Below are 26,378 nucleotides of genomic sequence, written 5' to 3'. Positions count from 1 at the left end.
CCGTAGGGCGCTTCTCGAAGAAAGCCGCAGAGGCGGCTGAGCGGTACCAGCAGGTTCTTCGTCCGCTGGTGGTACACGGCTCAGATACAGTTTCACCAGCGAAAACAGCTCCGATCGCCGTAAGCCGCGGACGGCTGGTCCGGGTATGGGCCGGATCTTGGTCGGTCAGCGCTAAAACGGCATCGTCCGGCGGAGATCCTTCGCGAGCGCTTCCTGACTTGCTTCATCAGCGACCCGAGTGGCCCGACGCCCCGGAGGAACTCCATGAGGTGCTGACCGCGAACGCCGTTCCGGACAACGACATCAACAAGATGACGCACGAGAACGCGATGCGCTGGTACTCCCTCGACCCGTTCGCCCATGTGCCCTGAGACCAGGCCACCGTGGGGGCTCTGCGCAGGGCCGCGGGGGACCACGACGTGTCCGTCAGGCCCCGCAGCCATCAGGTCGTCGCCCCGGCCGAGAAACTCGCCGTCTACCGCAGGAAGGCCGCGGCGGCGCTCGTGGCCGCGCAGCGGAAGGAAGGCTGACCGGCGGCCGGGCGGCCCACCGAACCGCCGGCCACGGCCGGCGGGCCTCAGCCGCGCCGTTCCCCTGCGCGTACCAGGCCGGTCTCGTAGGCGATGACGACCAGTTGGGCCCGGTCGCGGGCGCCGAGTTTGGCCATGGCCCGGTTGGCGTGGGTCTTGACGGTGACGGGCGTGACGAAGAGGCGTTCGGCGATCTCGTCGTTGGCCAGGCCGGAGCCCACCAGCGTCAGCACCTCCCTTTCCCGGGGGGTCAGGGTGGCCAGGCGAGCGGCGTCGACGAGGTCGCCGTGGGAGGGCTGGGTGAGGACACGGGAGATGAGGCCCTTTGTGGCGGTGGGGGAGAGCAGCGCCTCGCCGGCGGCCACCAGGCGGACGGCGTCGAGCAGTTGCGCCGGTTCGACCCCCTTGCCCAGGAAGCCGCTCGCGCCGGCCCGCAGGGACTCGATGACCAGGTCGTCCTCCTCGAAGGTGGTCAGGACGAGGACCTTCACCCCGGCCAGGTCCTCGTCCTGGGCGATCAGCCGGGTCGCCTCGATACCGTCGACTTCGGGCATCCGGATGTCCATGACCACGACATCGGCGCGCTCGGTCCGGGCCAGTTGCGCCGCCTCCCGCCCGTTGGAGGCCTCAGCGACGACCTCCATGTCCGGCTGGGCGCCGATGAGCAGCCGGAAGGTGCCGCGGAGCAGGGCCTGGTCGTCGGCGAGAAGGACGCGAATGGGCATGAGTGGCCTTTCCTCACGGGGCGTCAGACAGGGTGGGGGCGAGCGAGAGGGGCAGTTCGGCGACGACCTGGAAGCCGCCCTCCGGCCGGGGTCCGGCGGTGACGGTACCGCCGATGGCGACGGCCCGTTCGCGCATGCCGATCAGACCGTGACCGGTGCCCGCGCCCTTGGGCGCGCCGGGGCGCCCGTCGTCCGTCACGGTGACCCTGAGCGCGTGCACGCCGTAGGCGAGGATGATCTCGCTCCGGGTGGCCGAGGCGTGCTTGTGGGTGTTGGTGAGGGCTTCCTGGATGATCCGGTAGGCGGTCAGCTCGGTGGCCGGCGCCAGCGGCGAAGGATCCCCGGTCCGGGACACGCACACGGGGAGCCCGCTCGCCCGGAACCCGCCCACGAGGCTGTCGAGATCGGCCAGGCGTGGGATGGGGGCCCGCGAGTCCGGCGCGTCGTCGGGCTGGCGCAACAGGCCGACGGTGGCGCGCAGTTCGTCGAGCGCGGCGCGGCTGTTGTCCTTGATGTGGGCGAGCGCCTCGTAGGCCTGGTCGGGGTTGGCGCGCATGAGATGGTGCGCCACACCGGCCTGGGCGTTGACCAGGGTGATGTGGTGGGCGACGACGTCGTGCGGATCGCGCGCGATGCGCACGCGTTCCTCGGTGACCCGGCGCCGGGCCTCCACTTCCTGCATGCGCTCGGCACGCTCCACCCGTGCCCTGGCCGCCGCGAGGTTCTCACGGCGGCTGCGGACGGCGCGGCCCAGCGTGGTGGCTCCGATCGCGAAGTCCAACCGCAGCAGACTGGCCCCCGCCACCACGGACTCTCCGTGGGTGGCGGCGTACACACCGGTGATCGCCACGGCCGCCGCTGTCCCGACCGTCCACGCGGTGCGCCGGCTGCCGAGGAGAGCGAGGGTGTACAGGGCGACCAGGCTCGCCACCGGGGTCGGCGCGATGTGCGAGGCGACGGCCATCAGCGTGAGGTCGCCCGCCACCGTGAACAGGGCGACCGCCAGTGGCCAGCGGCTCCGGAAGGCCAAGGGCACGCATGACAGTGCTGTCCATGCGACCTCATGCCACCGAGGCTCCTGCCAGCCGTCCTGACCGACGGCGGTCGCCGCCGCGGCAATCACGACCAGAGGCACCGCGGGCAGAGCGTCTGTGATGCGGTCATGACGGGCCAGCCACTGTCGCCACACCATGGGCAGTTCCATTCCCTCACTCTAAGCAGCGCCGGCCGGTGGAAGGCGAGGTCAGCACCCTTCCACCGGCCGATGTGCGATGTCGGTCCGTCGTGCTGACGGTCAGCGGGCCAGGCCGGTGGTCTCCGGCTCCCGCACGGCGTGCAGCGGGTGCCCGAACTCCTCGACGGGGCCTTCCACGGACACGTTGGGCAGCGCGCGGCCCAGGCGGCGGGGCAGCCACCAGTTGGCCCGTCCGCACAGGTGCATGAGCGCCGGCACGACGACCATGCGGATCAGCAGGGCGTCCACGGCGACGGCGACGGCGAGGCTGACGCCGAACTCGGAGATGACGCGCATGCCGCCGAACACAAAGGAACCGAAGACACACACCATGATCGTCGCGGCGACCACGATCACCTTGCCGGTCTCGGCCTGCCCGACCCGCACGGCCCGGTGGCTGTCACCGGTGTGGGCCCATTCCTCGCGCATCCGGCTGACCAGAAAGACCTGGTAGTCCATGGACAGGCCGAACATGATGCCGACGACCAGGATCGGCACGAACGACTCGATCGGTCCCGTGGCGCCGAGTCCGAGCAGTCCGGCACCGAAGCCGTACTGGAAGACCACGACGATCGCGCCGAAGGCGACGCCGATGCTGAGGATGTTCAGCAGCGCGCCGACCGCCGGGATGAGCAGGCTGCGGAAGGCGATGGTCAGCAGCAGGAAGCCGAGGGCGGCGATCACCAGCACGAAGATTGGAAGCTTGCTCATCAGCACCGACGCGAAGTCGTCGTTGCTCGCGGTGACACCGCCCACGTAGACCTTCATCGACGTGCCCTGCTCGGCCTCGGGGATCACGTCGTCACGCAGGTGGTGGATCAGGTCGGAGGTGGCTTCGGACTGCGGGGAGGTCGTCGGGACGACGGAGACCACTCCGACGGTCTGCCCGTCCGTCATGGGCGCGGCGTTGGCACTGGTGACACCGTCGACCTTTCCGAGAGCGGTGACCAGCTTCGCCTCGGCTGCCTTGTCGGCGGCGGTGGGTGCCTGGACGGCCAGGACGAGCGGGCCGTTGAAGCCGGGGCCGAAGCCGTCGGCGATCATGTCGTACGCCTGACGGTTCGTCGAGGACGTGGGCAGGTTGCCGTCGTCGGACGCGCCGAGGCGCAGGGAGAGCGTCGGGAACGCGAGCGCCGTCAACACGGCCAGGGCGACGAGACCCAGAGTCCTGGGCCTGGCCTGCACCCGCTCGGCCCACCGGCCCCACACGCCGGTGCGGCCCGAAGAGCGCGGCTGTGTCCGGCCGGCCATCTCGCGGCGCTCCTTGCGGCTGAGGACGCGCGGACCGATCATCCCGAGCAGTGCAGGCAGCAGGGTGATGGCCGCCAGGACGGTCAGCACCACGGTGACGGCGGCGCCGATCGCCATGCCGTTGATGATGCCGACGTTCAGGGTGAGCATGCCGAGCAGCGCGACGACGACGGTGAGCCCGGCGAAGACCACGGCCCGCCCTGAGGTGTTGAGGGACTTGGCGACCGACTCGGCGACGCTCATACCGGCCATCAGGTTGGCGCGGTGCCGGTTGACGATGAACAGCGCGTAGTCGATGCCCACGCCCAGGCCGATCAGCGAGCCGAGGGTCAGCGTCGTGTCGGAGAGTGTGATGACGTGGCTGAGCAGCATCACCGTGACCGCGGAGGTGCCGACGCCGATGACGGCCGTGATGATGGGCAGCGCCGCCACCCAGACCGCCCGGAAGACGAACAGCAGCACGATGAAGGCGAGGACCATGCCCATGGCGTCGGCGACCGCGTTCGGCTCCGGGTTGACGGTGAACGCCTGCCCGTTGAGGGCGATGTGCAGGCTCCCCGTCTCCGGTTCGGTGGCGAGTTCCTTCACGTGGTCGATCTGGGCGTCCGAGACGTCCTGGTCGAACGCGACCGTCGCGTAGGCGGTCCTGCCGTCCTTGCTGATCTGTCCCTTGCCGACGGGTGCGTAGGGGCTGGTCACCACGGCGACGCCCGGCGCGTCGGCGATGCCCTTGAGCGTGCCGGTCATCGCCTTCTCGACGGCGGGCTCGGTGACCTCGCCGCCGTCCAGCTGCCAGACCACCCGGCCGCTCTTGCCCGCGGCGCTGTCGGAGGCCTGCCGCAGCAGGGCCGTGGCCTTGGCCGAGTCGGTGTCCTGTGAGGTCGGGCTGTTGCCGAAGGCGCTGCCGGCGGCGCCGACCCCGGCTCCCAGGGCGAGCAACAGACCCACCCAGACCAGGACGACTGCGAGCCGGTGCCTATGACACCAGCGGGCGAGAGGGGACATCGACGTGCCTTTCCAGAAAATGCCATGCGACGGAGCCGGTGATCACGGCCCACCCTCACGCTCGCAGTTCTCCGGACTCTCGTCATTGGCCGTTCGCAGACACTTGCGTCTACTGCGATCGCAGCAGACGCGGTGGCGAAGAATGGGGGTGCCCCCTGTGGGCGGAGCGGAAGCCGCTGGTCCAGAAGTGGTGAGCAAACCTGAGGCGCGAGCCGAGGCGGTGAGATCGTCGACACGCCGCCGGGCAGGCGACCGATACGCCCCGACACCCCTACACCCAAGGCTGTTGTTGGTCGCCGCGCCCGTCCCCGACCCGGTCGCCCAGCGCGAGCACCGGGAGGAGCGGCGCGGGCTCCTGGCGCGTGAGCGGGCGGAACAGGGCGCTGCTCAACGCGTCGACCACTGCAGCGACCCGGGACAGTTCGGCACGGCCTGCCTCACATCGAGTTCAATGGCCCTGCCCGGCTTCCGTCGGGACGGGGTCCGTGCTCTCCCGCAACTCGCCGAGTATGCGCGCCTGCTCGGCCCGGTAGCGCTCAATGGCCGCGAGTTTGACGCCTTCGTATCCACGGACCGCATCGGGCAGTTCCGCGAGCCGGCGAACCTCGGCCAGGTTCTCCTCGTTCAGGAGCACGAGCGCGGTCTTGATCGACTCCCGGTACTCGGCGATGAGATCGCGCTCGATGCGTCGCATGTGCTGGAGTCCGAACACATCGAGGCGGCTTCCCCGAACGCGCCGCAGCCCACGCAGCAGTTTGAGGACCGGGCGGAACCAGCTTCCGAGAGCGACCTTCCTTTCCATGCCCAGGGTTCGCAGGACGGGCGGGTGCAGACGGTAGGAGCGTCGGCTCCCGCTTCCGAATGCCGCGGTGATGTGGTCGTCCACGGCTGGGTCAATGGCGAGTCGTGCGACCTCGTACTCGTCCTTGTATGCCATGAGCTTGTGGAGACAGCGGGCGACAGCTTCGGTCAGCTCGGTCGAGCTGTCGGCGGCAGCGCGCTCCGTGGCCGCCACCGTCTGGACGAAGTCGACGTAGGCGCGGGCGTAGCGCCTGTCCTGGTAGTCGATGAGGTCGGCCACACGCACCGTGAGGAGGCGATGCAGCTCCGATTTCTTATCATCGGTGACCAACGCCACGAGCTCGGTGGTCCCGGCGGGCAGCCGCAGTTCCACGTCTGGGAGCGTCGGGTCGGCAAGCGTGGCACTCAGCGCCTCGGGGTCGGCGACCGCCTGGCGGCCTCGCCGGAAGGCCTGCACATTGCGTTCCACGGCGACTGCGTTCAGGGTGATGGCCTCTTCGATGGCCGAAGCCGACATCGGCAGCAGCCCGGTCTGGTAAGCGGCGCCCACCAGGAGCATGTTGGCGTACTGCTCATCGCCGAACAGCTGCTCGGCCAGCGCGCCGGAGTCCAGAGCGATGAGCTGGCGCATCGCGTCGTGGACGGCATGACGTACGACATCGGGAGCCGGGAAGCCGACGGCGGTGTCGACCACCATCTGCCCGGTGGGTATCTCGGTCGTGGTCATGACGGCGACGGTGCGGTCCGCGGAGGCGACGGAGAGGTACTTCGGGTCGGTCGCGACGAGCGGATCGCACGCGAGGTAGAGGTCGCACTGCCCCTCGGCGATCTTGGCGCCCTGTTCGACGACACCCTCGGTGATCTTGATGTCGGAGACGACCGCGCCGCCCTTCTGGGCCAGTCCGGTCTGGTCGAGGCTGCGGGCGTGGCGGCCGTCGATGACGGCCGCGGTCGCCAGCACCTGCGAGGTGGTGACGATGCCTGTTCCCCCGATCCCGGTGATCCGCATGCCGAAGGAGTCGGCGCCGACCGCGCGGGCAGGCTCGGCGATGTCGGTGGCCCCCAGGGCGGGAAGCTCGGCGCGCTTCGGCTTGCCTGCGGGTGTGATGGTCATGAACGCCGGGCAGTCGCCGTCGAGGCACGAGTAGTCCAGGTTGCACGAGGACTGGTCGATCCTGGTCTTGCGGCCGAACTCGGTCGGGACCGGGTGGACGGACAGACAGTTCGACTTGCGGCCGCAGTCACCGCAACCCTCGCAGATGCGCTCGTTGATCCACACGCGCGTCTTCGGCGCCTCGGCCTTGCCGCGCCGACGCGCACGCCGTTTCTCGGCGGCGCATTCCTGGTCATGGATGAGGACGGTGACACCGGCAGCGGCCTTCAGCTCCGCCAGCGCCTCCTCGATCTCGGCCCGGTCGAGAACCTTCACCGACTTCGGAAGCCGGGCCCGGGGGATGCGGGCCCTGTCCTCGGTCGTGATGATCACCTTGGCGACGCCTTCGTCGAGGAGCGTGGCGGCGAGCCGGTCGACCGGCAGGGCGCCGACGGCGTCCTGGCCGCCGGTCATGGCGACCGTTCCGTTGTAGAGCAGCTTGAACGTGACGTTCACCCCCGCGGCGACCGCTGCTCGGACGGCCAGACTGCCCGAATGCATGAAGGTTCCGTCACCGATGTTCTGCACGAAGTGGTCGGCGTCGACGAACGGCTCCAACCCGATCCACTGAGCACCTTCCCCGCCCATCTGGGTCATGCCGACGACCGAGCCGACCTGTTCGGGATCCATGAACACGACCATGGAGTGGCAGCCGATCCCAGCGCCGACCAGTGAGTCCCCGCCGGCGGTGGTCGAGGTGTTGTGCGGACACCCCGAGCAGTAGTACGGGCTGCGGGCCAGAAGCGGCAGCGCCAACGTCGTACGCGCTTTGGGCCGCTGACGCCATGCGCGGGCGGCTTCGATGCCGAGCGGAGCGAGCACCCTGGACAGTCCGGTGGCGATGCTGTCCACGTCGAGCTCTCCTGAGCGACTGAACAGCGATCGCCCGTCCTGGTCCTGTTTGCCGTGGACGACCGGGGCGTTGGGGCGGCCGTAGAGGATCTCCTTGACGGCGGTTTCGAGGAACGGCCGTTTCTCCTCGACGACGACCAGCTGGTCGAGACCGTCCGCGAACTCGATGACGGCGTCGCGTTCGAGGGGGAAGATCATGCCGAGCTTGAGGATCCTGATGCCGTACCGTGCGAGGTCTGTGTCGGTGAGGCCGATGATGCGGAGGCCCTCGCGGACGTCGAGGTAGGTCTTGCCGGATGTCAGGATGCCGATGGTGTCCGACGGCCCGTGCTGGACCAGGCGGTTGAGGCGGTTGAGGCGGGCGTACGCCACGGCACGAGGGAGGCGGATGTCGTGCAGGCTGCGTTCGAGGGCCATGAGGTTGGCGCCCAGGAGCATGGAGCTCGGCTTGTGCGGGCTGGGGCTCCCGTCGCCCTCGGTGCCCGTGATCCGATCGCGTGCCACGACGGCCGTGGACGCTGAGTCCGCCACGGCGGTGGTGATCTTCAGGCCCGACCACAGGCCGCTGAACCGGGAGAGGAACTGCGCGTGGAGCCCGAAGTCGAGGACGTCCTGGGCGTCGGCCGGGTACAGCGTCGGGATCGCCAGGTCCGCGAGCGTCGCCTCGCTGGCACACGGCACGCTGGACGACTTGGCTCCCGGGTCGTCGCCGACCAGCGCGACGGCACCGCCGGAAGGGCCGGTTCCCACCAGGTTAGCGTGGCGGAGAGCGTCGGAGGCGCGATCGAGACCGGGGGACTTGCCGTACCAGATGCCCACGACGCCGTCGCACCGCGAAGCGCCGACCTGGCCGGCCAACTGGCTGCCCATGACGGCGGTCGCGGCGAGCTCCTCGTTCAGACCCGGTTTGTGGACGATGTCGTGCTCGTGCAACAACGCCCCGCGTCGGCCCAACTCGATGTCGTAGCCGGCGAGTGGTGATCCCTCGTATCCCGAGACGAATGTCGCGGTACGCAGTCCGTTCGCGTTGTCACGCCGGGAGCGGTCCAGCAGAACGCGGACGAGAGCCTGGATCCCGGAGAGGTGCACGACGCCTTCCTCGCGGCGGTAGCGGTCGTCCAGACGGAAGCGTCGGCTGCCCAGCTGCCCGGTCTCGGTGATGGGTGCAGTCATCGTCCTCTTCCTCACAACAATCTGGGGCTACTAAAGGTCCCGCCCGTCTGCGCGTGCGGAGAGACGGCTTCCTCGCGGTCAGGCTGGTTCGCCCAGCCGAGCAGTCGCCCAGCCGAGCAGCGCGCCGCGGAACGCCGATACCAGTCGGCGCGTGATCTGAGCGGGCGGCAGTGAGAGCGTGTCACGCAGGTCGAAGATCTCCCGAGGGTCGAAGAGGACGTTCCACAGGAAGGCGGCCTCGTCCTCGACGCCGGCGAGCTCGCCCACCCCGAGAATCGCCACGAGTTCGCGGATGGGGCGGGCGAGGGCCTCCGCCTGGCCTTCCAAGTACGGCTCCTGGGCCTTGTACCGCGCGAGGAACCCTTCCGAGGACCGGCGGTGTACCAGCGCCGCGCCTTCGGCGAGGATGAGGTCCACCCAGAAGCCGCAGACACTCTCGAGCAGGGCCAGACCGTTGCTCGGCTGCTCGAGACTGTGATCGCGGAACTTGCTCACGATGTCCCGTCGGTAGGCACCGAGGGCGTCGTCCGCGGACTCGAAGTGCCGGTACGCCGTCGCGACCGACACATCCGCCTGCCGAGCGATGTCGGCGAGGCTGATCGGCTGCTCGCAACGCTCGAAAAGCTCTGCGGCGGCCTGGATCAGCTTGGCGTTGTTCAACCGCTGATCCCTGCGCATGCGCGTCCTCTTCATGTATGCGGCTCATTTCGTGGGCGCCTGCTTGGCCTGCGTGCGCATGCCCTGTTCGGATTCCGCGATCCGCGCCAGCTCGGCGGCGATGTCGTACGCCTTCTTCAGGGGCACTGCGACGACGCCGTCCGCGTCGGCCACGACCACGTCACCGGGGTTGACGACGACACCGCCGATGGCGACGGGCGTCCCGACGGCTCCCGGGCCGTGTTTCCACGGCCCAGCCGGCGTGACCGAACGCGACCACACGGGGAATTGCTGCTGCCGGATCTCGTCGCGGTCCCTGACCGCTCCGTCGACGATCGCTCCCACGGCTCCCCGTGAGGAGAAGTACTGGCTGAGGATGTCGCCCATCACGGCCCGGCCCGGGTAACCGAATCCGTTGATGACGAGGAAGTCGCCGGGTTCGATGTGCGCGACGGCGTCGATCACGGCCAGATCGTCTCCGGCGACCGTCAGCACCGTCAGGGCGCTGCCCACGGCACGGCAGCCGTCCCAGAGAGGTGTGATGCCACCGTCGGGCATACCGAGGCGTCCGAGTGCGTCTCCGATGTTCGCGACCGAGTGCCGCTGGAACTGCGCGAGCAACTCCCCGTCAGGGCGCTGCCACTTCGGGCCGACCTCGATGTTGGGCGAGCCGGCCGATGTCGGCGCGTAGGTCATTTCTGTCCTTCCCCTGTCACGTGATGGATGGGTGCCTGGACGACGTCGATCTCGAGGGAGGCGTCCGGGAGTCCGTGTGCCCGGCCTGTGACGGTGATCCGTCCCGTTTCCCCGGTGGCCCGGACGATCGCCAGGGCACGTCCCTTGAACGACGTGGCGGAATCGTCGAGGAAGCTCTCCTCGGTGGCCGGAGCTCCCGTACCGAATCCCTGGAGGACCCCGGGACCGTCGACCCGGATCGTGATCTTTGTGTCCCGGGCCGGGTTGAGCACACCGTTGCCGTCGACCAGGGTGATGCTGATGTGGGCCAAACGCTGGGGATCGGCGGTGAGTTCGGAGCGGTCCGTCTCCAGGCTCAGGCGCGTGGGCTCGCCGGCGGTGCGCAGCGCCGAGCGTCCCACTTCCGCTCCGTCGCGGTACGCCACGACCTCCAGGACGCCGGGCTCGTAGGGCACGTCGGCTTCGGCGACGAAGTTCCGCTCGGTACCGACGGGCACGGTCGCGACGGTGGTGCCGTTGAGCCGGAACTCGACCTCCTCGGCCGCCGCGTACGCCTCGACATGGAGCGGCGAGCCGTCAGGAACGTCGAAGGTCCAGCTGGGGGAGACATCGGTCCAGGTCCAGGCCCTGGGCTTGATGACGTAGCCGTCCTCGCGGGGGCGTCGCACGGCGAGGTAGGGCGTCCGTGTGAGCCCGTAGACGATCTCGCGGTAGTACGAGATCGGGTGACGCTGTCCGACGATGTCGATGTCCCCGCATTCGGCGGTGAGCCACGGGTAGGGGGCGCGGTGTACCTGCTGGTCCTCGGGATAGACGTGCCGACCGGTTCCCACCTCGCCGAGGAAGTCCCATGCGGTCCAGGTGAAGTCGCCGATGACGTGGGGGTTCTCGGTGACGAGCTGCCACAGCCGGTCGATCTTCGTCGGGAAGGTCTCCGAGCCCACGACGACGCGGTTGGGGTACGCCTCCTCGTCCAGCACGTACCGGCTCTCGCCGTAGTTGAGCCCCACGACGTCGAGAACGGAGGCAGGTTCGGCGAGTCGCTCTCCGACGACCGGCGAGGCCATGAGGGCGTCGATCAGATGTGTCACCTGGCCCAGGTAGTCGTTCAGGCCCCGGACAGGGGCGGCGTCCTGGCCCAGTTCGGCCTTCAGCGCGGGGATCTTGTCGCGGGCGATGTACATGCCCTGGAGCGCGTGGGTGACCAGGCGGGTGGGGTCCTGCGCGCGCACTCGGTCGGCGATGTGGCGGCCCAGGCGCGTGCCGTGCGGGGTTCCGGCTTCGATGATCTCGTTGCCGATCGAATACATGATCACGCTGGGGTGGTTGAAGTCCTTCGCCACGAGCGAGTCGACGTCGCGTTCCCACCACTGCGGGAATCTGCGCGAGTAGTCGTCACCGGACTTCGCGACCGTCCACACGTCGAACAGCTCGTCCATGACGAGCATGCCGAGGCGGTCGCACGCGTCGAGCAGGGCGACGCTCATCGGATTGTGCGCGGAGCGTACCGCGTTGAAGCCCGCGGCCTTCAGCATCCGCACCCGCCGCTCGGCGGCGTCGGCGAAGTCGGCGGCACCGAGGATGCCGTTGTCGTGGTGGATCGCACCGCCCCGGAGCTTGACGGTCTCGCCGTTGATCCGCAGGCCGCGGATCGGGTCGGCGGTGACGGTGCGGATACCGAAGTGCGTGGAAGCCTCGTCGAGCGGGCCGCTGTCGTCGGAGAGGCGCACGGACGCGTGATAGAGGTGGGGTGATTCGACGCTCCACAGTGACGGCCGTTGGACGTACGCCCGCTGGTGGGTGGTGATCCTCTCGCCCGCCAGGAGCGTGACCCGGGCCCGGTCGGACGTCACGACCTCGCCCCCGGCGTCCAGGATCTCGAGAAGCACTCCGACGACGCGGGTGGAGACGTCCTCGTTGACGATCTCGGTCGCCGCCACCACGGTGGCGAGATCGGCGTCGATGTCCGGCGTGGTGAGTCGCAGCCCGGTCGGGGTGACGTGGACGAGGTCGCCGACGAGGACGCTGACGGGGCGGTGGAGGCCACCCCCCGAGTACCAGCGGGAGTCCTGGTGTGCCTGTGCGTCCACCCGGACGGTGTTGGCCCGGCCGTACTGCAGGAAGGGGTCCGCGCTGACGTGGAAGCGGGAGTATCCGCCTGCCCACTGTCCGGCGAGAGCACCGTTGATGTAGACCATCGCGTCGCGGTAGACACCTTCGAACTCGAAGGTGACTCGTTTCGACGCCCATTCCTCCGGCACGTCGAACTGCTTCTCGTAGGTCCACTTTCCGTCGCGGAAGTAGCCCGTCTGCGGTCCACCGGAGTTGTCCGCGGATCGCCCTCCCCCCAGCATGGCGTCGTGCGGCAGGGTGACTTCTTCCTCACCGGCGCCGGCGACCACGATCGCCTCGTGAACGGACACGAGGGGGCCGACGCGCCAGGCGTCGTTGAACGGGATGCGGATCATTGGAACTTCCTTGCTCGATCGTTCTAGAGGGTCGCGGCCGTGGGGTCCCAGTTCTCGTCCAGGGGAGCCGGCGATGCCACGGTGGATTCGAGGGTCAGCGGTGTCCCGGCCCGTGCTGCCTCCGCGATGGCGAGGAGCACGTCGAGAACGTGGCAGGCGAGAGCGCCGGAGGCGCGTTCCGGTACGTCGTCGCGTATCGAGCGAGCGAGCTCCAGCACCCCCACGCCCCGGCCGCAAGTGGACCCGACAGCGGGTACGTCTTCCGGTTCCGCATGGAGAGGGACGAACCTGCCTGTTCCAGCGAAGCGGTTGGGGTCGGGAATCTCGAGTGAGGCTTCCGTGCCGTGCAGTTCGAGGAGGTCGCGGCGGATGCCCGAATCGAAGCTCGTGACGAGGGTGGCCCGAGCGCCGGAGGCGAACTCGAGCAGAGCCATGTGCTGACTCGGTACGCGCACGTCGAACTCGGTCCCGGCTCCCGCGCCGACGAGGACGCGCCTGACGGCTCGTGCGGTTGAGGAAACCGAGCTCACGCGCCGGACGGCACCCAAGGTCTGCACGAGCGCGGTGACGTGGTACGGCCCCATGTCCAGCAGCGGTCCGGCTCCCTGGTCGTAGTAGAAGGCGGGATTCGGGTGGGTGCCTTCCGGTCCTGGGGACTGCATGATCGCGAGCGCGCTCTTCGGTTCGCCGATGCGGCCCGCGAGGACCGCTCGTTGTGCCGCCTGCAGGGCACCACCGAGGAACGTGTCGGGCGCGCAGGCCATGCGAAGTCCTCTCCGGCCGGCCTTGTCCAGCAGCAGTCGTGCGTCGCGGCGGGTGGTGGCGAGGGGCTTCTCGCTCCAGACGTGCTTGCCGCTCGCGAGGATCCGGGCCGACACGTCGAAGTGGGCAGCGGGGACGGTGAGGTTCAGCACGATCTCGATGTCGTCGTGGGCCAGGAGCTCGTGGACGAGCAGGTGCCGCAACCCGAACTGCCGCGCACGGGCACGGGCACGCTCCTGATCGAGGTCCGCTATCGCGACCACGTTCAGATCAGGGAACCGCGTCAGGTTCTCGAGGTAGTGGCTGCTGATGACGCCGGCGCCGATGACGCCGACACCCACTCGCTTGGAGTTCACCGGTCGACCTCCACCAGGTGACGCAGGCTCTGCTGCACGGCTTCGAACGGGTCGCCCGCGTAGTCGTCCAGTTCCACGACGCGGACCGCGTCCGGTGCGGCCTTCAGGATGTCCGCCACCGGCATCGCACCCTGGCCGACCGGCTGCTGCTCCAGGAGGGTTGTGGTGTACGGGCCGTCCTTGAGGTGCAGGAACCTGACGCGCGCCCCGAGCCGGGAGATCAACTCCACGGCGGAAGCGCCACCGACCTCGGCCCAGAAGGTGTCGAGTTCCAGGACGACGTCCTCGTCCAGCGCCTCCGCGAAGACTTCGAGGCCGGTCCTGCCGTCGAAGTCCTGACGGACCTCGTGGTCGTGGTTGTGGTACCCGATGGTGACGCCCTCATCCCGGGCAAGCCTCGCGACGCCGCTCAGACTCGCGGCCGCCGCTTCGATGTCCGCCCGCGTGGTCCAGCGCTGAGCGACGATGTGCGGTTCGATGAGCGTGCCGATTCCGAGCTCTGCTGCCGCGCGGACAGCCGCGGAAGCGTTTCCATCGACAAGGCTCGCGTGTGCGCTGAGCGGGCGCAGCGGTGTCTCGGTCAGCGCACGCCGGTACGCGTCGCGGTACTGCTCGAACCTCCACAGCTCCACGTTCTCGAATCCCATCGAGGCAACACGCGCGAGTGTCCCCGGGAGATCGGTCTCGATGGCGTTGCGCAGCGTATAGAGCTGCACTGAGTACAGGCGCTCCGTCATCCGCGTTCTCCCTGGTCCAGTCCGAGTTCTCCCGCATGAGCCGTTGTCACCGTCTCGGCGAGGACGGCGAGCGCTTGGTCGACCGGTTCCACTGAAGAGGGCAGGTTCAGGAAGCCGTGCAGCACGCCGGGCACCGTGACATGCCGTACGGGTACGCCCGACTTCACGAGTGCGGCCGCGAATGCCTCGCTGCTGGCGCGCAGATCGTCGTACTCGGCGTCGAGTACCAGGGTGGGACAGAGTCCGTCCAGGACGGCGCTCGCGGGGAAGGCGTAGCCGTGCGGATCCGGTGTGCCGCCCAGGTAGTTGGCCGTCATCCCGGCCACGTCCTCCGGCAGGATCCGGACCATGCGCGGCAACGGCGCGAACGCTTCGGCCAGTGCCGGCGCGAGGGGCGGGGAGACGGCGTGCATGGTCGCATAGACCAGTACCAGGGTGGTGGGCAGCCAGTTGTCGTCGTCCCGCAGGCGAAGCACGGCTCCTGCGGCGAGGTTCGCCCCCGCGCTCGCACCGCCGACGGTGATCCGCGCCGGTTCGATGCCGAGCACCGCGGCGTTCTCGCGCACCCATCGGACGCCCGCCACGACGTCGTCGTGCGGCACCGGATACGTCACGCCGTCGACCGCGAGCCGGTAGTCCACGCTCACGACAACGGCGTCGGTCCTGGCGCACACCTCGCGGGCGGTCCAGTCGGCCTCGTGCATGTCGAGGTCGCCGAAGACCCAGCCGCCGCCGTGCACCCAGACCAGGCCGGGGCGAGGCCGCTGCGGTGCTGACGGCGGCCGGTAGACGCGGACGGCTATCGGGCCGTGCGGGCCGGGAATGCTCTCGTCGCTGGTTTCGACGGAGGGCATTGCCGGTGCCGCCTTCCAGGTCCGGTATTCCTGCAGGCGCGGTTGCACAGCCGGATCGGCGAGTGCCTCGCGCCAGGACGGGAGGTCCTCGATCAGGCTGAGCCGTGCGGAGATGCTGGGATGCAGGGCCATCAGGGTCAGGTCTCCAGGGGTGCGGGGGGAATCGGGTGCAGCGCGCGTAGGCGGGAGGAGGTGGGGGATGTCCGCTCAGCCTCGTGGCCGGCCGGAATTGCCGGGCGGGCAGGCCTACTTCACGCTCCCGGCCGCCAGTCCGGAGCGCCAGAACCGCTGCAGGACGAGAAACGCGACGATCAGAGGGATCACCGAGAGGAACGCGCCGGTGATGGTGATGTTGTAGGGGATGCCTTGGTTCACCCCTTCCCGCCAGTTGGCCAGCCCGACGGTGACCGGCTGGAGTTCGTCGCTGTTGAGCATGAGCAGGGGCAGCAGGTAGTTGTTCCAGATGCTGACGAACTGGAACAGGAAGATGGTGACCAGCGCGGGCGACATGATCGGCATGGCGACCCGCCAGAAGATCCGGGCCTCGCCGGCCCCGTCGAGTCGCGCGGCTTCGATCAGTTCGTCCGGTACCGACGCTCCGGCGTAGATGCGTGACAGGTAGACCCCGAACGGGCTGACGACGCTGGGCAGGAAGACGGCCCAGTAGGTGTTGACGAGGTGGACCTGGCTGAACATCAGGTACAGCGGCAGCGCGAACATGACGTCCGGGATCAGGACGGCACCGAGGATGACGTTGAAGGTCAGGTCGCGACCGCGGAAGGGGTACTTGGCCAGCGCGTACCCGGCCATGGCGGACAGCGTCGTGCTCACCGCCGCGCCGCCGACGCTGTAGAGGGCGCTGTTCAGCAGCCACCGGGCGAAGATGCCGTCCTGTTCCTGGAAGACGTCACGGATGTTGGTCCACAGGTCGAAGTGGGAGAACCACAGCCCGTTCGTGGTGAACAGGTAGCCGCTGTTCTTCGTCGCGGTGACCAGCAGCCACCAGACCGGGATGAGCGTGTACAGGGCGAAGAGCGCCATGACCGCGAACACGCCCGCCCGGCCGGCCAGCGATGACGTACGCAGTCGGCCGGGAGGCCCGGCGGCGGCACGTGCTGCTGAGGGAGTGACGGTCGTCATGCGAAGGTGCCCTTCCGCTGGGTGAACTTGAGGAAGCCGAACGACAGCACGAAGGTCAGCAGGGCGAGGATGACCGACTGGGTGGCCGCGTAGTTGTAGTTGTTGATGTCCGCCGACTGCTGCGTGGCCAGGATCGGCGTGTAGGTGGGGGAGACGGTCGGGGCGACCTGACTCAGCACCGCGGGCTCGTTGAACAGCTGGGCGGTACCGATGATGGAGAACACCGTGGTGAGGATCAGCGCAGGCCGCACCGCGGGAATCTTCACGTGCCAGGCGACCCGCCACCCGGAACAGCCGTCCATCACAGCGGCTTCGGTCAGTTCGCCGGGGATCGCCTGCAAGGCCGAGTAGATGATCAGCATGTTGAAGCCGGTCCAGGCCCACGTCATCATGTTGCCGATCGAGGCGAGCACGAGGTCGTCGGACAGGAAGTTCACTTCGAGCCCGACGTGCCGCAGGGCAGCGGTGAACGGGCTGACGCTCGGCGCGTACAGGAACGACCACATGATCGCGGCGATCACGCCCGGCAGCGCGTAGGGCAGGAAGTAGATCTGCCGGAAGACCTTCTTGAACACGGCGCCACGCGAGTCCAGCAGCAGCGCCAGCAGAAGCGCCAGGCCCAGCATCACCGGCACCTGCACGATGCCGAGCGTGAACACCCGCAGGAACGACGACATGAACCGGCTGTCGTGCAGAGCCGTCACGTAGTTGCCGAACCCGGCGAAGACAGTCGTCGACGGTCCCAGTCCGAGGCCGCTGCGGTGCGTCCTGAAGAAGCTCTGGTACACCGCGTATCCGATCGGTGCGAGCATCATCGCCGTGAACAGCAGCCCGAACGGTGCCAGGAAGAGGACCGCGGAACGAGTGTGGCCACGGCCGGGGGTGCGCTTCGCTGCCGAGCCGGCGACGGGGTGGGCGAGAGCGTCGCCAGGCGTTCTTGTCGCCATGCCTGCTCCTTGCTCGAGAAGTGGTCCCGTGACGTGGGGACCGGCTGGTCATTGGTGCTGGTCGGGCTGGTCGTCGCCCTGCGGGGGCGCGGGCGGTGGTGGCACGGGGGAGGACGGACCCCCGCATGTCGGGGCCGAGGGCGTGGAGCGGCGGCGCCGGCGCCCGGCAGGTGAGGAAGGCCGCCGGGCACCCGCCGTCGTTCTCCGCGCGCGTCACTTCCCGACGCTCAGCCCCTGGCTCTTCATGGCCGCGACGGTGCTGTCCTGGACGGAGGTCACGGTCTTCGGGATGGTGCCCTGTCCGGCTCCGGCCTTCTTGAGCCCGTCCTTCATGTCGGACTGAACCTGGCTCATCGTCGGGCCCCACACCCAGCCCGTGCTCGTGTTCGCGGCCGCTGTCTTGAACACGTCGTAGATGTTCTGTCCGCCGAAGTACGCCGACGGCTGGTCCACGGCAGGCAGCTGCTGTCCGCTCTTCGCGGCCGGGTAGATGCCCGTGTTCTTGATCAGATTGGTGACACTGTCGCTGTCGGTGCTCATCCAGGTCGCGAACTCCGTGGCTTCCTTCGGGTGCTCGCAGCCCTTGAGCACCACGGTCGCCGAGCCTCCGCGGTTACCGGCCGCCTGCTGCCCGGCGGACCACTGGGGCATGGGCGCCACGGCCCACTTGCCGGACAGCTCGGGCAGGTTCTTGGAGATCAGCGGAGCCGCCCACACGGCGCTGACGAGCGACAGCAGCTGCCCGTCCTGCACCTTCTTGAACCAGGCCGTGTCCAGCATCGGGTCACTGGTGACCAACTTCTTGTCCAGCAGGCCCTGCCAGTACTGCGCGACCTTGCTCGTCTGCGGGTTGTCGATGGTCACCTGCCACCGGTCGTTCGCGGTACCGAACCACTTGCCTCCGGCCTGCCAGGTCAGCGCCCCCAGGTCATAGGCGTCCTGCGGCGTGGTCGTCAGGTAGGCCGAGGGGTTGGCGCTGTGCACCTTCTGCGCGGCCGCGGCGAAATCGTCCCAGGTCTTCGGGGGCGAGATCTTGTACTTCTTGAACAGGTCGGTGCGGTAGTACATCGCCATGGGCCCGGTGTCGACGGGGATGCCGAACACCCTGTCGCCGACGCTGGACATCTGCCAGGTCCACGGCACGAACTTGTCCTTGGCGGCGTCGGCGTACTGGGAGATGTCCTCCAGTGCGCCGGTGGCGATGAAGTTCGAGAGGGTGTCGTAGCCCACCTGTCCGAGACAGGGTGCGTTGCCGGCCTTCACCGCGTTCTGCATCTTGGCGTAGCCACCGATGCTGCCCGCGGGGATCTGGCTGTACTTGATCTTGATGTCCTTGTGCGTCTTGTTGAACAGCGCTACGGACTTGTCGAGGCCGACCGCCGCCCCCCAGAACTCCACCGTCACCGGCTTGCCGCCGGAACTCGAACCGCCCGAGTCACCGGACCCGCTGCAGGCGCTGAGCGTGACGAGCGAGGCAACGGTCAACATGACCCCAGCCCCCTTCACCCACCGTGAAGCCATGGGAACTCCTTCCGTCGGCCGTCCGCCTTGCGGAGCTTGCCGGTTGATCTGCGAGCGGCGTGTCGCGCACGGAGTCGTTGAGAGCTTCCCGTCATCGGGGACTCATCCCTACGAACACTGCCGAACGGCTTGCGATTGGGGTTTCACTTGAGGTGTGCGCCAGCGCTTGTTGGCCCGTCTGGCCTACGTGATGTGCTGGCCCCGCGGAGCAGGGTCCGAGGTTCGGAGTGCTTGCGTTCGAACCGAGCTGCTCACTCTGAAGTGCGAAGCGAATCTCAGTTGCGTTGACTATGGGGCCGGGTGTGCCGGCTGTCAACGCTTTCTCGTCGACTTTTGGTAAAGAGCTTGGCTCGTCACTGAAAGGGTTGCTGGGCAGCACGGACTTCGGGACCTCTGTGACGCACTCGAGATCTCCGGGGGTCATGCGTATGGGCGTTGTCGGTCAGGCCGATATGTGATCGAAATCGAGGGGGCAGTGCTAAAGCGCTTTGATGACGTGCGTAAAGCGGCGCAGACCTTCTTCGAGTGCCGCTTCGTCCGTGGCGAAGGACAGGCGTACGTGTCCCTCGCCCGACGGGCCGAATTCGGACCCGGCGCGTACGAGCACGCCTCCGTCGGCGAACCGTTGCACGAGTTCGACGGAGGGCAGGGCGCTGTCGATACGGGGGAATGCGTAGAACGCTCCGAGAGGCCGGACGACGCTCACCGCGTCGAGACCGTCGAGGTGCCGCATGACCAGATCTCGGCGGTGCTGGAAGCGCGCCGAGAGTGCGTGCAGATCCTTGTCGGGAATGCGTAGCGCCTCGATGGCCGCGTCCTGGACGAAGGTGTTCAGAGGCCCGTTGATCGTCCGGTGGACAAGGTTGATCTTTTCGGCGACAGCGGGGGCGGCGCAGATGAAACCGATGCGCCAGCCGGTCATCGAGTACGACTTGGAGAAAGTGCCGGAGAGCACCACGCGGTCCCGCACGGAGATCAGTTCGGATGCCGAGGTGAACGCGATCCCGTCGAAGACGATGTCGCTGTATGCCTCGTCCGACAGGAGGTAGAGGTCGGGGTGATCGCGGAGAATGGCACCGACTCCTTCGATATCGGCTTTGGAGAACACCATTCCGGTGGGGTTCACGGGATTGCACAGGATGAGCATCCGGGCACCGGGTGCCGCCGCCGCGAGTTTGTGCAGGTCGATCGAGCCGTCAGGTCGAGTAGAGATCCACTCGACCTCGGCCCCTGCCATGGCTGCGTGGTCCGCGTACAGGGAGTAGGTCGGTTCGGGGAGCAGCACTCGATCGCCCGGGTTGAGCAGAGCGAGGACGGTGGCGGCCAGGCCGGCGCTGCCTCCGTGAGTGACGATGACATTCGCAGGGTCGACCCCGGCGCCCTGGGAACGCGCCAGGTAGGAGGCGATTTCCTGGCGGAGATCCGGAGACCCCGTGATCTGCGAGTAACGAGTGCGACCGGCGCGCAACGCCTGGACGGCAGCTTCCACCACTGGCTGCGGGGTGTTGCTGTCCGGTTCACCCATGGCCAGAGAGATGGCGCCCGGCACCGCGCCGCCCAGCGTTTTGGGCCGCCTCGACGCTGCTCTGATGCGTTCCGGGAGAGAGCCGGCGGTTCGGGAGGGGAGGGCGCTCATCCGATCTCCAGGGAGTCACGAGATATAAAGTGCGAGAACGTTCTCACATCGCGATGGGCGGTTCAAGGGGTGGGGCGCGGCTGGATCTGCCGGAGGCAGGTGGTGGCACATTGCCCAAGCGGGTGCGCGGTGGGCGCTGTGGACGGGCTGGGGTCCGCTGGGCATGCCTGAAGCCCACCGGAGACGCCGTGGGTGGTTGGTTCCTGGTGCTGAGCTACGGCAACCGCGGGGGAGCCGCCCCTCACCGGCTGCCGATCGTGCGCCTCAGGCGCCGGCCCAGCCCTGGAGAGCCCCGTAGTAGGCCGTCGTCAGACGGCTGATCGCTTCCTCCTCCGGGAGGCCGGTGCTGATCAGGTCCAGGATCTCGCGTGGATCGAACATGGCGTTGTACAGGAACAACGCGTGATCGAAATGCTCGTCCGGCACGTCCAGGTGCCGCATCACGCTGCGAATGGGGCGCTCCCAGGCGTCCCGGACCGGGGTGATCACCTCATCGTTGCTGCGCAGGCGGGTGAGGAAGCCCGTGCGCGATCGGATCTGGACCATGGCGGGGCCGTAGCTGCGGACCAGACGAGCCCATTCCCGCACCACGTCCTCGAACAGGGCCGGGCCGGTCTTGGGGCAGTCGTGGCTGTAGTTGCGCAGCTGGACGATCACGCCGAGCAGGTAGGCCTTGAGGAGTTCCTCGACCGACGGGAAGTACCGGTAGGCCGTGGCCAGCGACAGGTCGGCCCGCTCCGCGACGACCCCCATGGTCATCGCGCCGGGCTCGGTCCTGAGGGCTTCCCCCACGGCCTCCAGGAGCTTGCGCCGGTTGCGGACCGCGTCGCGGCGCATGCCGCGCCCAGCACCCTGTTCCTCGTTCTTGACCGTCAGGGGGAGCCTCCCGGGATGCCTCATCGGAGAGAGGTGTCTCACCTCTGGGCAAGACGATAGTGAGGTCCGTCCGAGTCGCTCAAGCGGCGGGGCCCCGCCCGGTGCCGGGATGTGCGTGAAGGGCTTGGCCGATCTTCCTCGGTGTCTCCCCCCGGGCCACAGTCCCGGAGAGCTGGGCGAGCAGATCTCAACGCGGGAGGATCGTCACCTCGGCCCGGTAGAAACGGGAGCTGTTACCCCTGGTGTGGAACGGCACGTAGTCAGGGCTGGGGCTGCCGGCGCCATGGGAAAGATCCAGAAGTTTCTCCTGACACGGCGGATCAGTGACGGGAACCTGAAGCCGCTGCCCTGAGTAACCCGTCCGTCCCGCAGCGCGGGGTGCGCGAGGGGCAGGTGGCTACTTCAAAAGGCTCGACCGGCGAGTGTGCGCTCGCCGGGGATGTGCACACGCCCGCCGACCGCTCCCATGGCCGTGGGGGCGGTCGGCGGGCGTGATCGGCGCTGCCGTCGTACGGGTTACGCGGCGCTGCCCTGGGCTTGGGTGGAGATGTCGGCCCATTCCTGCCAGGTCTTGAGGCGCTCGGCGTAGACCTGGGGGACGAGGTGGAGGGGGGCGGTGCCGAAGAAGACGCGCAGGGGCGGGTTGTCGGAGTCGACGATCTTCAGCAGGGCGGGGCCGGTTGCGGCGGGGTCGCCGGACTCGACGTCACTCCAGGCGGCGGCGACGGCGGTGCGCAGGTCGTCGTAGGCCGGCAGCTGTGTGGCAAAGGTGGCGGAGGAGCCGGCCCAGTCGGTTTCGAAGCCGCCGGGTTCGACGAGGGTGACCTTGATGCCGAAGCCGGCGACCTCCTGGGCGAGGGCCTCGGTCAGGCCTTCCAGGGCCCACTTGGAGGCGTTGTAGCCGCCCAGGTTGGGGAAGGAGGTGACACCGCCGACGGTGGAGATCTGCACGATGTGGCCGCTGTTCTGGGCGCGCAGGAGGGGCAGTGCGGCCTGGGTGACCCACAGGGCGCCGTAGAAGTTGGTCTCCATCTGGCCGCGGACCTGCTGTTCCGTCAGCTCCTCGACCGCGCCGAACAGTCCGTGCCCGGCGTTGTTGACGATCACGTCCAGGCGGCCGAAGTGCTCGTGCGCCCGCTGGACTACCTCGAACGCGGCGGCCTTGTCGGTGACGTCCAGCTTCAGCGGCAGGACCGCGTCACCGTGGGCGGCCACCAGATCCGCCAGTGAGTCGGTGTTGCGGGCGGTGGCCGCGACCTTGTCGCCACGCTCCAGGGCCGCCTGGGCGAACTGACGGCCGAAGCCACGCGACGAGCCGGTGATGAACCAGATCTTGCTCATGGGAAAGCTCTTCTCTTCGAGCTGAAGTCTTATGGGAAGACTTTACATCTAGCTGAGACTGAGTATCAAGTCGAGTTGCGGGATCGGAATCGCCGGGGCAGTAAGAGTGGCCGCTGCCCATGCCTTGGTCAGTCGCGAAGGACCATCAGTGCCATGTCGGGGCGCCGCCCGCCCTGTTTGTCCGAGCGGTGCCCCGACACGTTCCGGTCAGACGCGGCGGCGGGTGAAGCGCTGGTTGGGGTTGCCGCTGTAGGTGTACTGGGCGATGCGCGCGCCGTCGGCGGTGGAGTACTCCCAGACATCCATGGCCAGGCCGGACTCCCGGTTGACGAGGCTGATCACGCCACCACCGTGATCGACCACGCGCCACTGCTGGCTGGTGGCGCCGGTGTCGGCTTGCTGGACGACATCCGCGCCGGTCGCGCTGCCGGTGGGCTGGAGGAACAGGCCACTGTGCAGTGCCATGACGCGGACGTGGCCGTTACCGGCGTCGACGAACTCGAACTGCTGGTTGGGGCGACTGCTGGTGGTCCGCTGGACGAATAGTGCGCCGGCGGCGGTGGAGGCCCCGTTGATCTCGGCGGCCTTGCCGCTGTGCTGGGCCAGCAGGGTGTAGAGGCCCGGGCCACCGGAGGAGTCGCCCAGCTGGGCTTCCCACCTGGTGTTGGACCCGGACGCGTCAGCGGGGAGGCGGTCCCGTGCGGCGGTGTCGCCGTACATGGTCCAGCGGGCCCAGTCGACGACGGTCCTCGGGAAGCGCTGGTCGCTCCAGAAGCTGGTGTGGCTGCCACCGACGAAGGTGAGGAACGCCTTGGGCCAGGTCATCTCCGAGTACGCCTGCCGGGCCGAGGAGTACGACGTGGTCGAGTCCCGGTCACCGTGGACGAACAGGACCTTGGCCGAGACCGAGGCGGCGGGGTTTCCCATGTCCACGCAGGACTGCGGGTTGGCGGAGACGATCCGGCTGTCGGGCCAGGAGGTCAGCAGACCGTGGGTGACCATGCCGCCCAGGGAGTGGCCAGAGACGCCGACGCCGTTGCCGGTGTTGAGGTGCCCGGCCAGCGGTCCGCTCGCGTTGAGCGCGAGGGTGTTGGTGAGGATCTGCGAGACGTCCTTCGAGGTGTTGCCGTTGTTGACGTCGGTGAAGTTGTGGTTGAAGTGCGGGGCGGGGACGACGAAGCCCGCCGAAGCCAGGGCCCGGATGATGAACAGGGAGTTCTGCGGGCTGCTTCCGTAACCGTGGGTGAAGTTGTAGACGGGGAAGACCCCGCTTGCGACCGGGGCGTCCGTCACCGGGCTACCGCCGGCCGTGCCGGTGGCCGGGTAGTAGACGTAGGTGGTGCACGGGCGGCCGCCGCGGGTCCAGTTGTACCGGCGCACGCCGACCGCGAACGGCGTGGTCGGCGCGGTGCCCAGCGGCCCGGCGGCGGCCGGTGCCTGTCCTGCCCCGAGCAGGGACAGGCCCACGCCCGTCGCTCCGGCCGCGCTCATGCTGAGGAAGGTCCGTCGTCGCAGGGTCATGGTGACTCCTTGGGTGCGGAGATGGGTGGGGGGTTCGGCGTTCGGCTGGTCCCGTGGCCGAGTGCGTCCCGTCGGCGACAGCGGCCGACAGGTCGACGGTGCGCACGGCGCAACTGCCACCGGGTGAGCGAAGCACTGCTGTGAAGCGCTGATGATGCGCCGGTGCCGTCGTCGTCCCGGCGGTGTGACTTCGGTGAAGCAGGCTATGAGGTGGTCACGTCGTGTTCGCTCTGCTGGGCATGACGTCGATGACTGCCGTGACCGGTCCTGCGGCGGTCGTCCCGGTGACTGTCACCTCACCGGGCCTGTCGATCGCGCCGGGTGGCAACGGCTGCCAGCGGACGGGGACATTGGTGATCTTGTTGTTGGCGGTGGTGAGCATGCGGACGGAGGAGGGCAGCTTCGGGGCGGCTCCCACCACGGTGGAGGTGTGGACGGTGTCCTGGAGGATGTGCTTGGCGCGGCTGGCGTTGAAGACGTTGATGGACGCGTGCGGCTCCCACGTGTTCGCCAGTCCGGGCACGGCCCGGAACATCGGCTGGTAACCGGCCGGCTCCCACACCAGTGCCTCTGAACCTCGGTTGTCGACCACGTCGTTGGCGGCCTGGAACACCCTCCGGATCGCGTCCGCCTGTCCCTGAACGGTCCGCGGGTACGGCGAGTTGGGCAACGGCGAGCCGTCGCCGCCCGACGCGGGGTAGGCGGTTTCTGCGATGTCGATTTCGTAGTCGGGGTAGGTGGTGGCCATGGTGTTGAGGTTGAGATCCAGCGCCTCGGGCGTGCCGTGCCATTCCGGGTAGTACGAGACGGCCAGCACGTCGGGGTTCTGCCCCTTCGCCTTCACCCGGGTGAGGAACTGGTGCCAGAACTCCATGGTTTTGGCGAGCTTGTCCTTGTCGACGATCACGTGTATCTCGACCTTGGAAGTCGGTGACGCGTCTCGGACGGCCTTGATCCCGGCCGCGGCCAGGGTGGTGAACCGGTCCCACGACTGGTCGTAGAGCTGCCGCTCCACCGGGTCGGTCGACCGCCAGTACTTCCACAGCAGGCCACCACCGGGCTGGGACTGGTAGATGTCGGCCTGGTCGACGAAGTACGGCGGATTCGTCGTGCCGATGCGGGCCGCCTCGCTGCCGTACATGAAGCCATTGATGATCTCGTTGCCGACGGCCACCTTCTCCGGCGTGGTGCCCTGCCGGATCAACCGCTTCAGATAGTCGGTGGTGAAGTCGTACACCGTCCGGGACAGGTCCGCGAACTTCAGCTCGGCCCAGGCGCGTGGTTTCGGTTGCTTGCTCGGGTCCGCCCACGAGTCCGCGTAGTGGAAGTCGATCCCCAGGCCCATGCCCCGCTGCTTGATCCACTTCGCTGAGGCCAGCGAGCGCTCCGGGCCCTGGCGCGGTACCGGCGTCGGTTGGCCGGTGCTCTCGCTGCGCGGCTCGTTGAATATCCGCAGCCGGCTGTACGCGATGCCACGGTCCTTGGCCACGTCGAGCAGGTGTGGCCCGGCGCCGCGGTTCTCGGCGAGGGGGTCGACCCAGTACTGCTGGTCCTGGACGTCGTCCATCCAGGACAGATCGGCGCCGAGGGTGAGGTCGTCGCGCAGGTAGTTGAAGACCTGGAGCTCGCTGACACCTGCCCGGGCCCGGGCAGGGCCACCTGTGAACGTCAGCCGGACGAAGCGCGTTCCCGGCCGTGTGAACAGGTGCACTTCCCCTCGCGACACGGCTCGGTTGTGGGACCTGTCGGCGATGGTGTTCCACCGGCGACCGTCGGATGAGGCCTCGATGACGTACTGGTGGGCCACGCCACGGTCCGGGAAGAGCACCTTGACCTTGCGCAGGTTGTCGTAGGTTCCACCGAGGTCGGCGGTGAGCCACTGACGGGCGCCGGCACGATCCGGGTGCCAGGACGTCGCCGGGTCGCCGTCGATGGCCAGACGGGCGTGGGACGAGGCGGTGGCGGCCGTCGCCGAGGCCCAGGGCTTGGCGGCGATATTGCTTTCGATCGGCTTGATGTCCGCGGTTCCGAAGGTCGCGTGGGCCGGCTCGGGCACCATGAGTAGATTCGCGGACACCATGGTGACCAACGTTGTCGTGACCGCGATGGCGCGGGGGAGACGCGTTCTGCTCATGTCCTTCT

19 protein-coding genes are annotated in these 26,378 nt (G+C 68.4%); 1 reads left to right on the top strand and 18 read right to left on the bottom strand.

The annotated features are described in order from the left end of the window. Nucleotides 1-218: 218 nt before the first annotated feature. Nucleotides 219-371, top strand: a complete 153-nt coding sequence (locus tag AQJ46_RS53005; protein WP_208617065.1) for a hypothetical protein — start codon at nt 219-221, stop codon at nt 369-371. Between the two features lie 206 nt (nt 372-577). Here the strand turns inward: AQJ46_RS53005 and AQJ46_RS40200 are convergent, their stop codons facing one another. The 18 genes from AQJ46_RS40200 to AQJ46_RS40115 all read right to left on the bottom strand — a co-directional run bounded on the left by AQJ46_RS40200 (nt 578) and on the right by AQJ46_RS40115 (nt 26,370). Continuing rightward, nucleotides 578-1,255: a response regulator gene (locus AQJ46_RS40200; protein WP_059210275.1), complete on the bottom strand. Its 678-nt coding sequence runs from the start codon at nt 1,253-1,255 to the stop codon at nt 578-580. A gap of 13 nt (nt 1,256-1,268) precedes the next feature. Continuing rightward, nucleotides 1,269-2,459, bottom strand: a complete 1,191-nt coding sequence (locus AQJ46_RS40195) for a sensor histidine kinase (RefSeq protein ID WP_059210274.1) — start codon at nt 2,457-2,459, stop codon at nt 1,269-1,271. Nucleotides 2,460-2,549: 90 nt separating this feature from the next. Continuing rightward, the gene (locus AQJ46_RS40190; RefSeq protein ID WP_059210273.1) at nt 2,550-4,745 is read right to left on the bottom strand and encodes an MMPL family transporter; all 2,196 of its coding nucleotides are present in this window, start codon (nt 4,743-4,745) and stop codon (nt 2,550-2,552) included. Nucleotides 4,746-5,193: 448 nt separating this feature from the next. Next, nucleotides 5,194-8,724, bottom strand: a complete 3,531-nt coding sequence (locus AQJ46_RS40185; protein WP_059210272.1) for an indolepyruvate ferredoxin oxidoreductase family protein — start codon at nt 8,722-8,724, stop codon at nt 5,194-5,196. A gap of 78 nt (nt 8,725-8,802) precedes the next feature. After that, a complete protein-coding gene (locus tag AQJ46_RS40180; RefSeq protein ID WP_079072628.1) occupies nt 8,803-9,417 on the bottom strand; it encodes a TetR/AcrR family transcriptional regulator in 615 nt (204 codons plus the stop codon). A 9-nt stretch (nt 9,418-9,426) separates the two neighbouring features. Continuing rightward, nucleotides 9,427-10,077, bottom strand: a complete 651-nt coding sequence (locus AQJ46_RS40175; RefSeq protein ID WP_059210270.1) for an RraA family protein — start codon at nt 10,075-10,077, stop codon at nt 9,427-9,429. Next, nucleotides 10,074-12,545 (bottom strand): glycoside hydrolase family 2 TIM barrel-domain containing protein, encoded by a 2,472-nt coding sequence (locus AQJ46_RS40170; protein ID WP_063803897.1) that lies wholly within the window; start codon nt 12,543-12,545, stop codon nt 10,074-10,076. Before AQJ46_RS40170 ends, AQJ46_RS40175 begins: the two co-directional genes overlap by 4 nt. Before the next feature lie 23 nt (nt 12,546-12,568). Next, nucleotides 12,569-13,663 (bottom strand): Gfo/Idh/MocA family protein, encoded by a 1,095-nt coding sequence (locus AQJ46_RS40165; protein ID WP_059210269.1) that lies wholly within the window; start codon nt 13,661-13,663, stop codon nt 12,569-12,571. After that, nucleotides 13,660-14,400: a sugar phosphate isomerase/epimerase family protein gene (locus tag AQJ46_RS40160; protein WP_059210268.1), complete on the bottom strand. Its 741-nt coding sequence runs from the start codon at nt 14,398-14,400 to the stop codon at nt 13,660-13,662. Before AQJ46_RS40160 ends, AQJ46_RS40165 begins: the two co-directional genes overlap by 4 nt. Next, nucleotides 14,397-15,386 carry an alpha/beta hydrolase gene (locus AQJ46_RS40155; protein ID WP_059210267.1) on the bottom strand — a complete coding sequence of 330 codons (990 nt, stop codon included), beginning with the start codon at nt 15,384-15,386 and terminating at the stop codon, nt 14,397-14,399. The genes AQJ46_RS40160 and AQJ46_RS40155 overlap by 4 nt, the downstream gene beginning before the upstream one ends. 114 nt (nt 15,387-15,500) lie before the next feature. Beyond that, the gene (locus tag AQJ46_RS40150; RefSeq protein ID WP_059210266.1) at nt 15,501-16,394 is read right to left on the bottom strand and encodes a carbohydrate ABC transporter permease; all 894 of its coding nucleotides are present in this window, start codon (nt 16,392-16,394) and stop codon (nt 15,501-15,503) included. Beyond that, complete coding sequence (locus AQJ46_RS40145; RefSeq protein ID WP_059210265.1) at nt 16,391-17,341, bottom strand: carbohydrate ABC transporter permease; 951 nt, start codon at nt 17,339-17,341, stop codon at nt 16,391-16,393. The genes AQJ46_RS40150 and AQJ46_RS40145 overlap by 4 nt, the downstream gene beginning before the upstream one ends. Nucleotides 17,342-17,554: 213 nt before the next feature. Further along, complete coding sequence (locus tag AQJ46_RS40140; protein ID WP_079072627.1) at nt 17,555-18,829, bottom strand: ABC transporter substrate-binding protein; 1,275 nt, start codon at nt 18,827-18,829, stop codon at nt 17,555-17,557. A 511-nt stretch (nt 18,830-19,340) separates the two neighbouring features. Further along, complete coding sequence (locus tag AQJ46_RS40135) at nt 19,341-20,498, bottom strand: pyridoxal phosphate-dependent aminotransferase (RefSeq protein WP_059210264.1); 1,158 nt, start codon at nt 20,496-20,498, stop codon at nt 19,341-19,343. Between the two features lie 264 nt (nt 20,499-20,762). After that, complete coding sequence (locus tag AQJ46_RS40130) at nt 20,763-21,335, bottom strand: TetR/AcrR family transcriptional regulator (RefSeq protein WP_079072626.1); 573 nt, start codon at nt 21,333-21,335, stop codon at nt 20,763-20,765. 555 nt (nt 21,336-21,890) lie between these two features. Next, the gene (locus AQJ46_RS40125) at nt 21,891-22,715 is read right to left on the bottom strand and encodes an SDR family oxidoreductase (protein WP_059210262.1); all 825 of its coding nucleotides are present in this window, start codon (nt 22,713-22,715) and stop codon (nt 21,891-21,893) included. A gap of 207 nt (nt 22,716-22,922) precedes the next feature. Continuing rightward, nucleotides 22,923-24,236 carry an RICIN domain-containing protein gene (locus AQJ46_RS40120; RefSeq protein ID WP_059210261.1) on the bottom strand — a complete coding sequence of 438 codons (1,314 nt, stop codon included), beginning with the start codon at nt 24,234-24,236 and terminating at the stop codon, nt 22,923-22,925. A gap of 214 nt (nt 24,237-24,450) precedes the next feature. Next, entirely contained in the window at nt 24,451-26,370 is a 1,920-nt protein-coding gene (locus tag AQJ46_RS40115; protein ID WP_059210260.1) for a glycosyl hydrolase 53 family protein, read from the bottom strand. Nucleotides 26,371-26,378 lie beyond the last annotated feature (8 nt).

It is taken from the genome of Streptomyces canus, assembly GCF_001514145.1.
In the GTDB taxonomy this organism is placed as follows: Bacteria; Actinomycetota; Actinomycetes; order Streptomycetales; family Streptomycetaceae; genus Streptomyces; species Streptomyces canus.
Note: the sequence above shows the minus strand (reverse complement) of the source record. Positions and strands in the feature narration are given on the sequence as shown.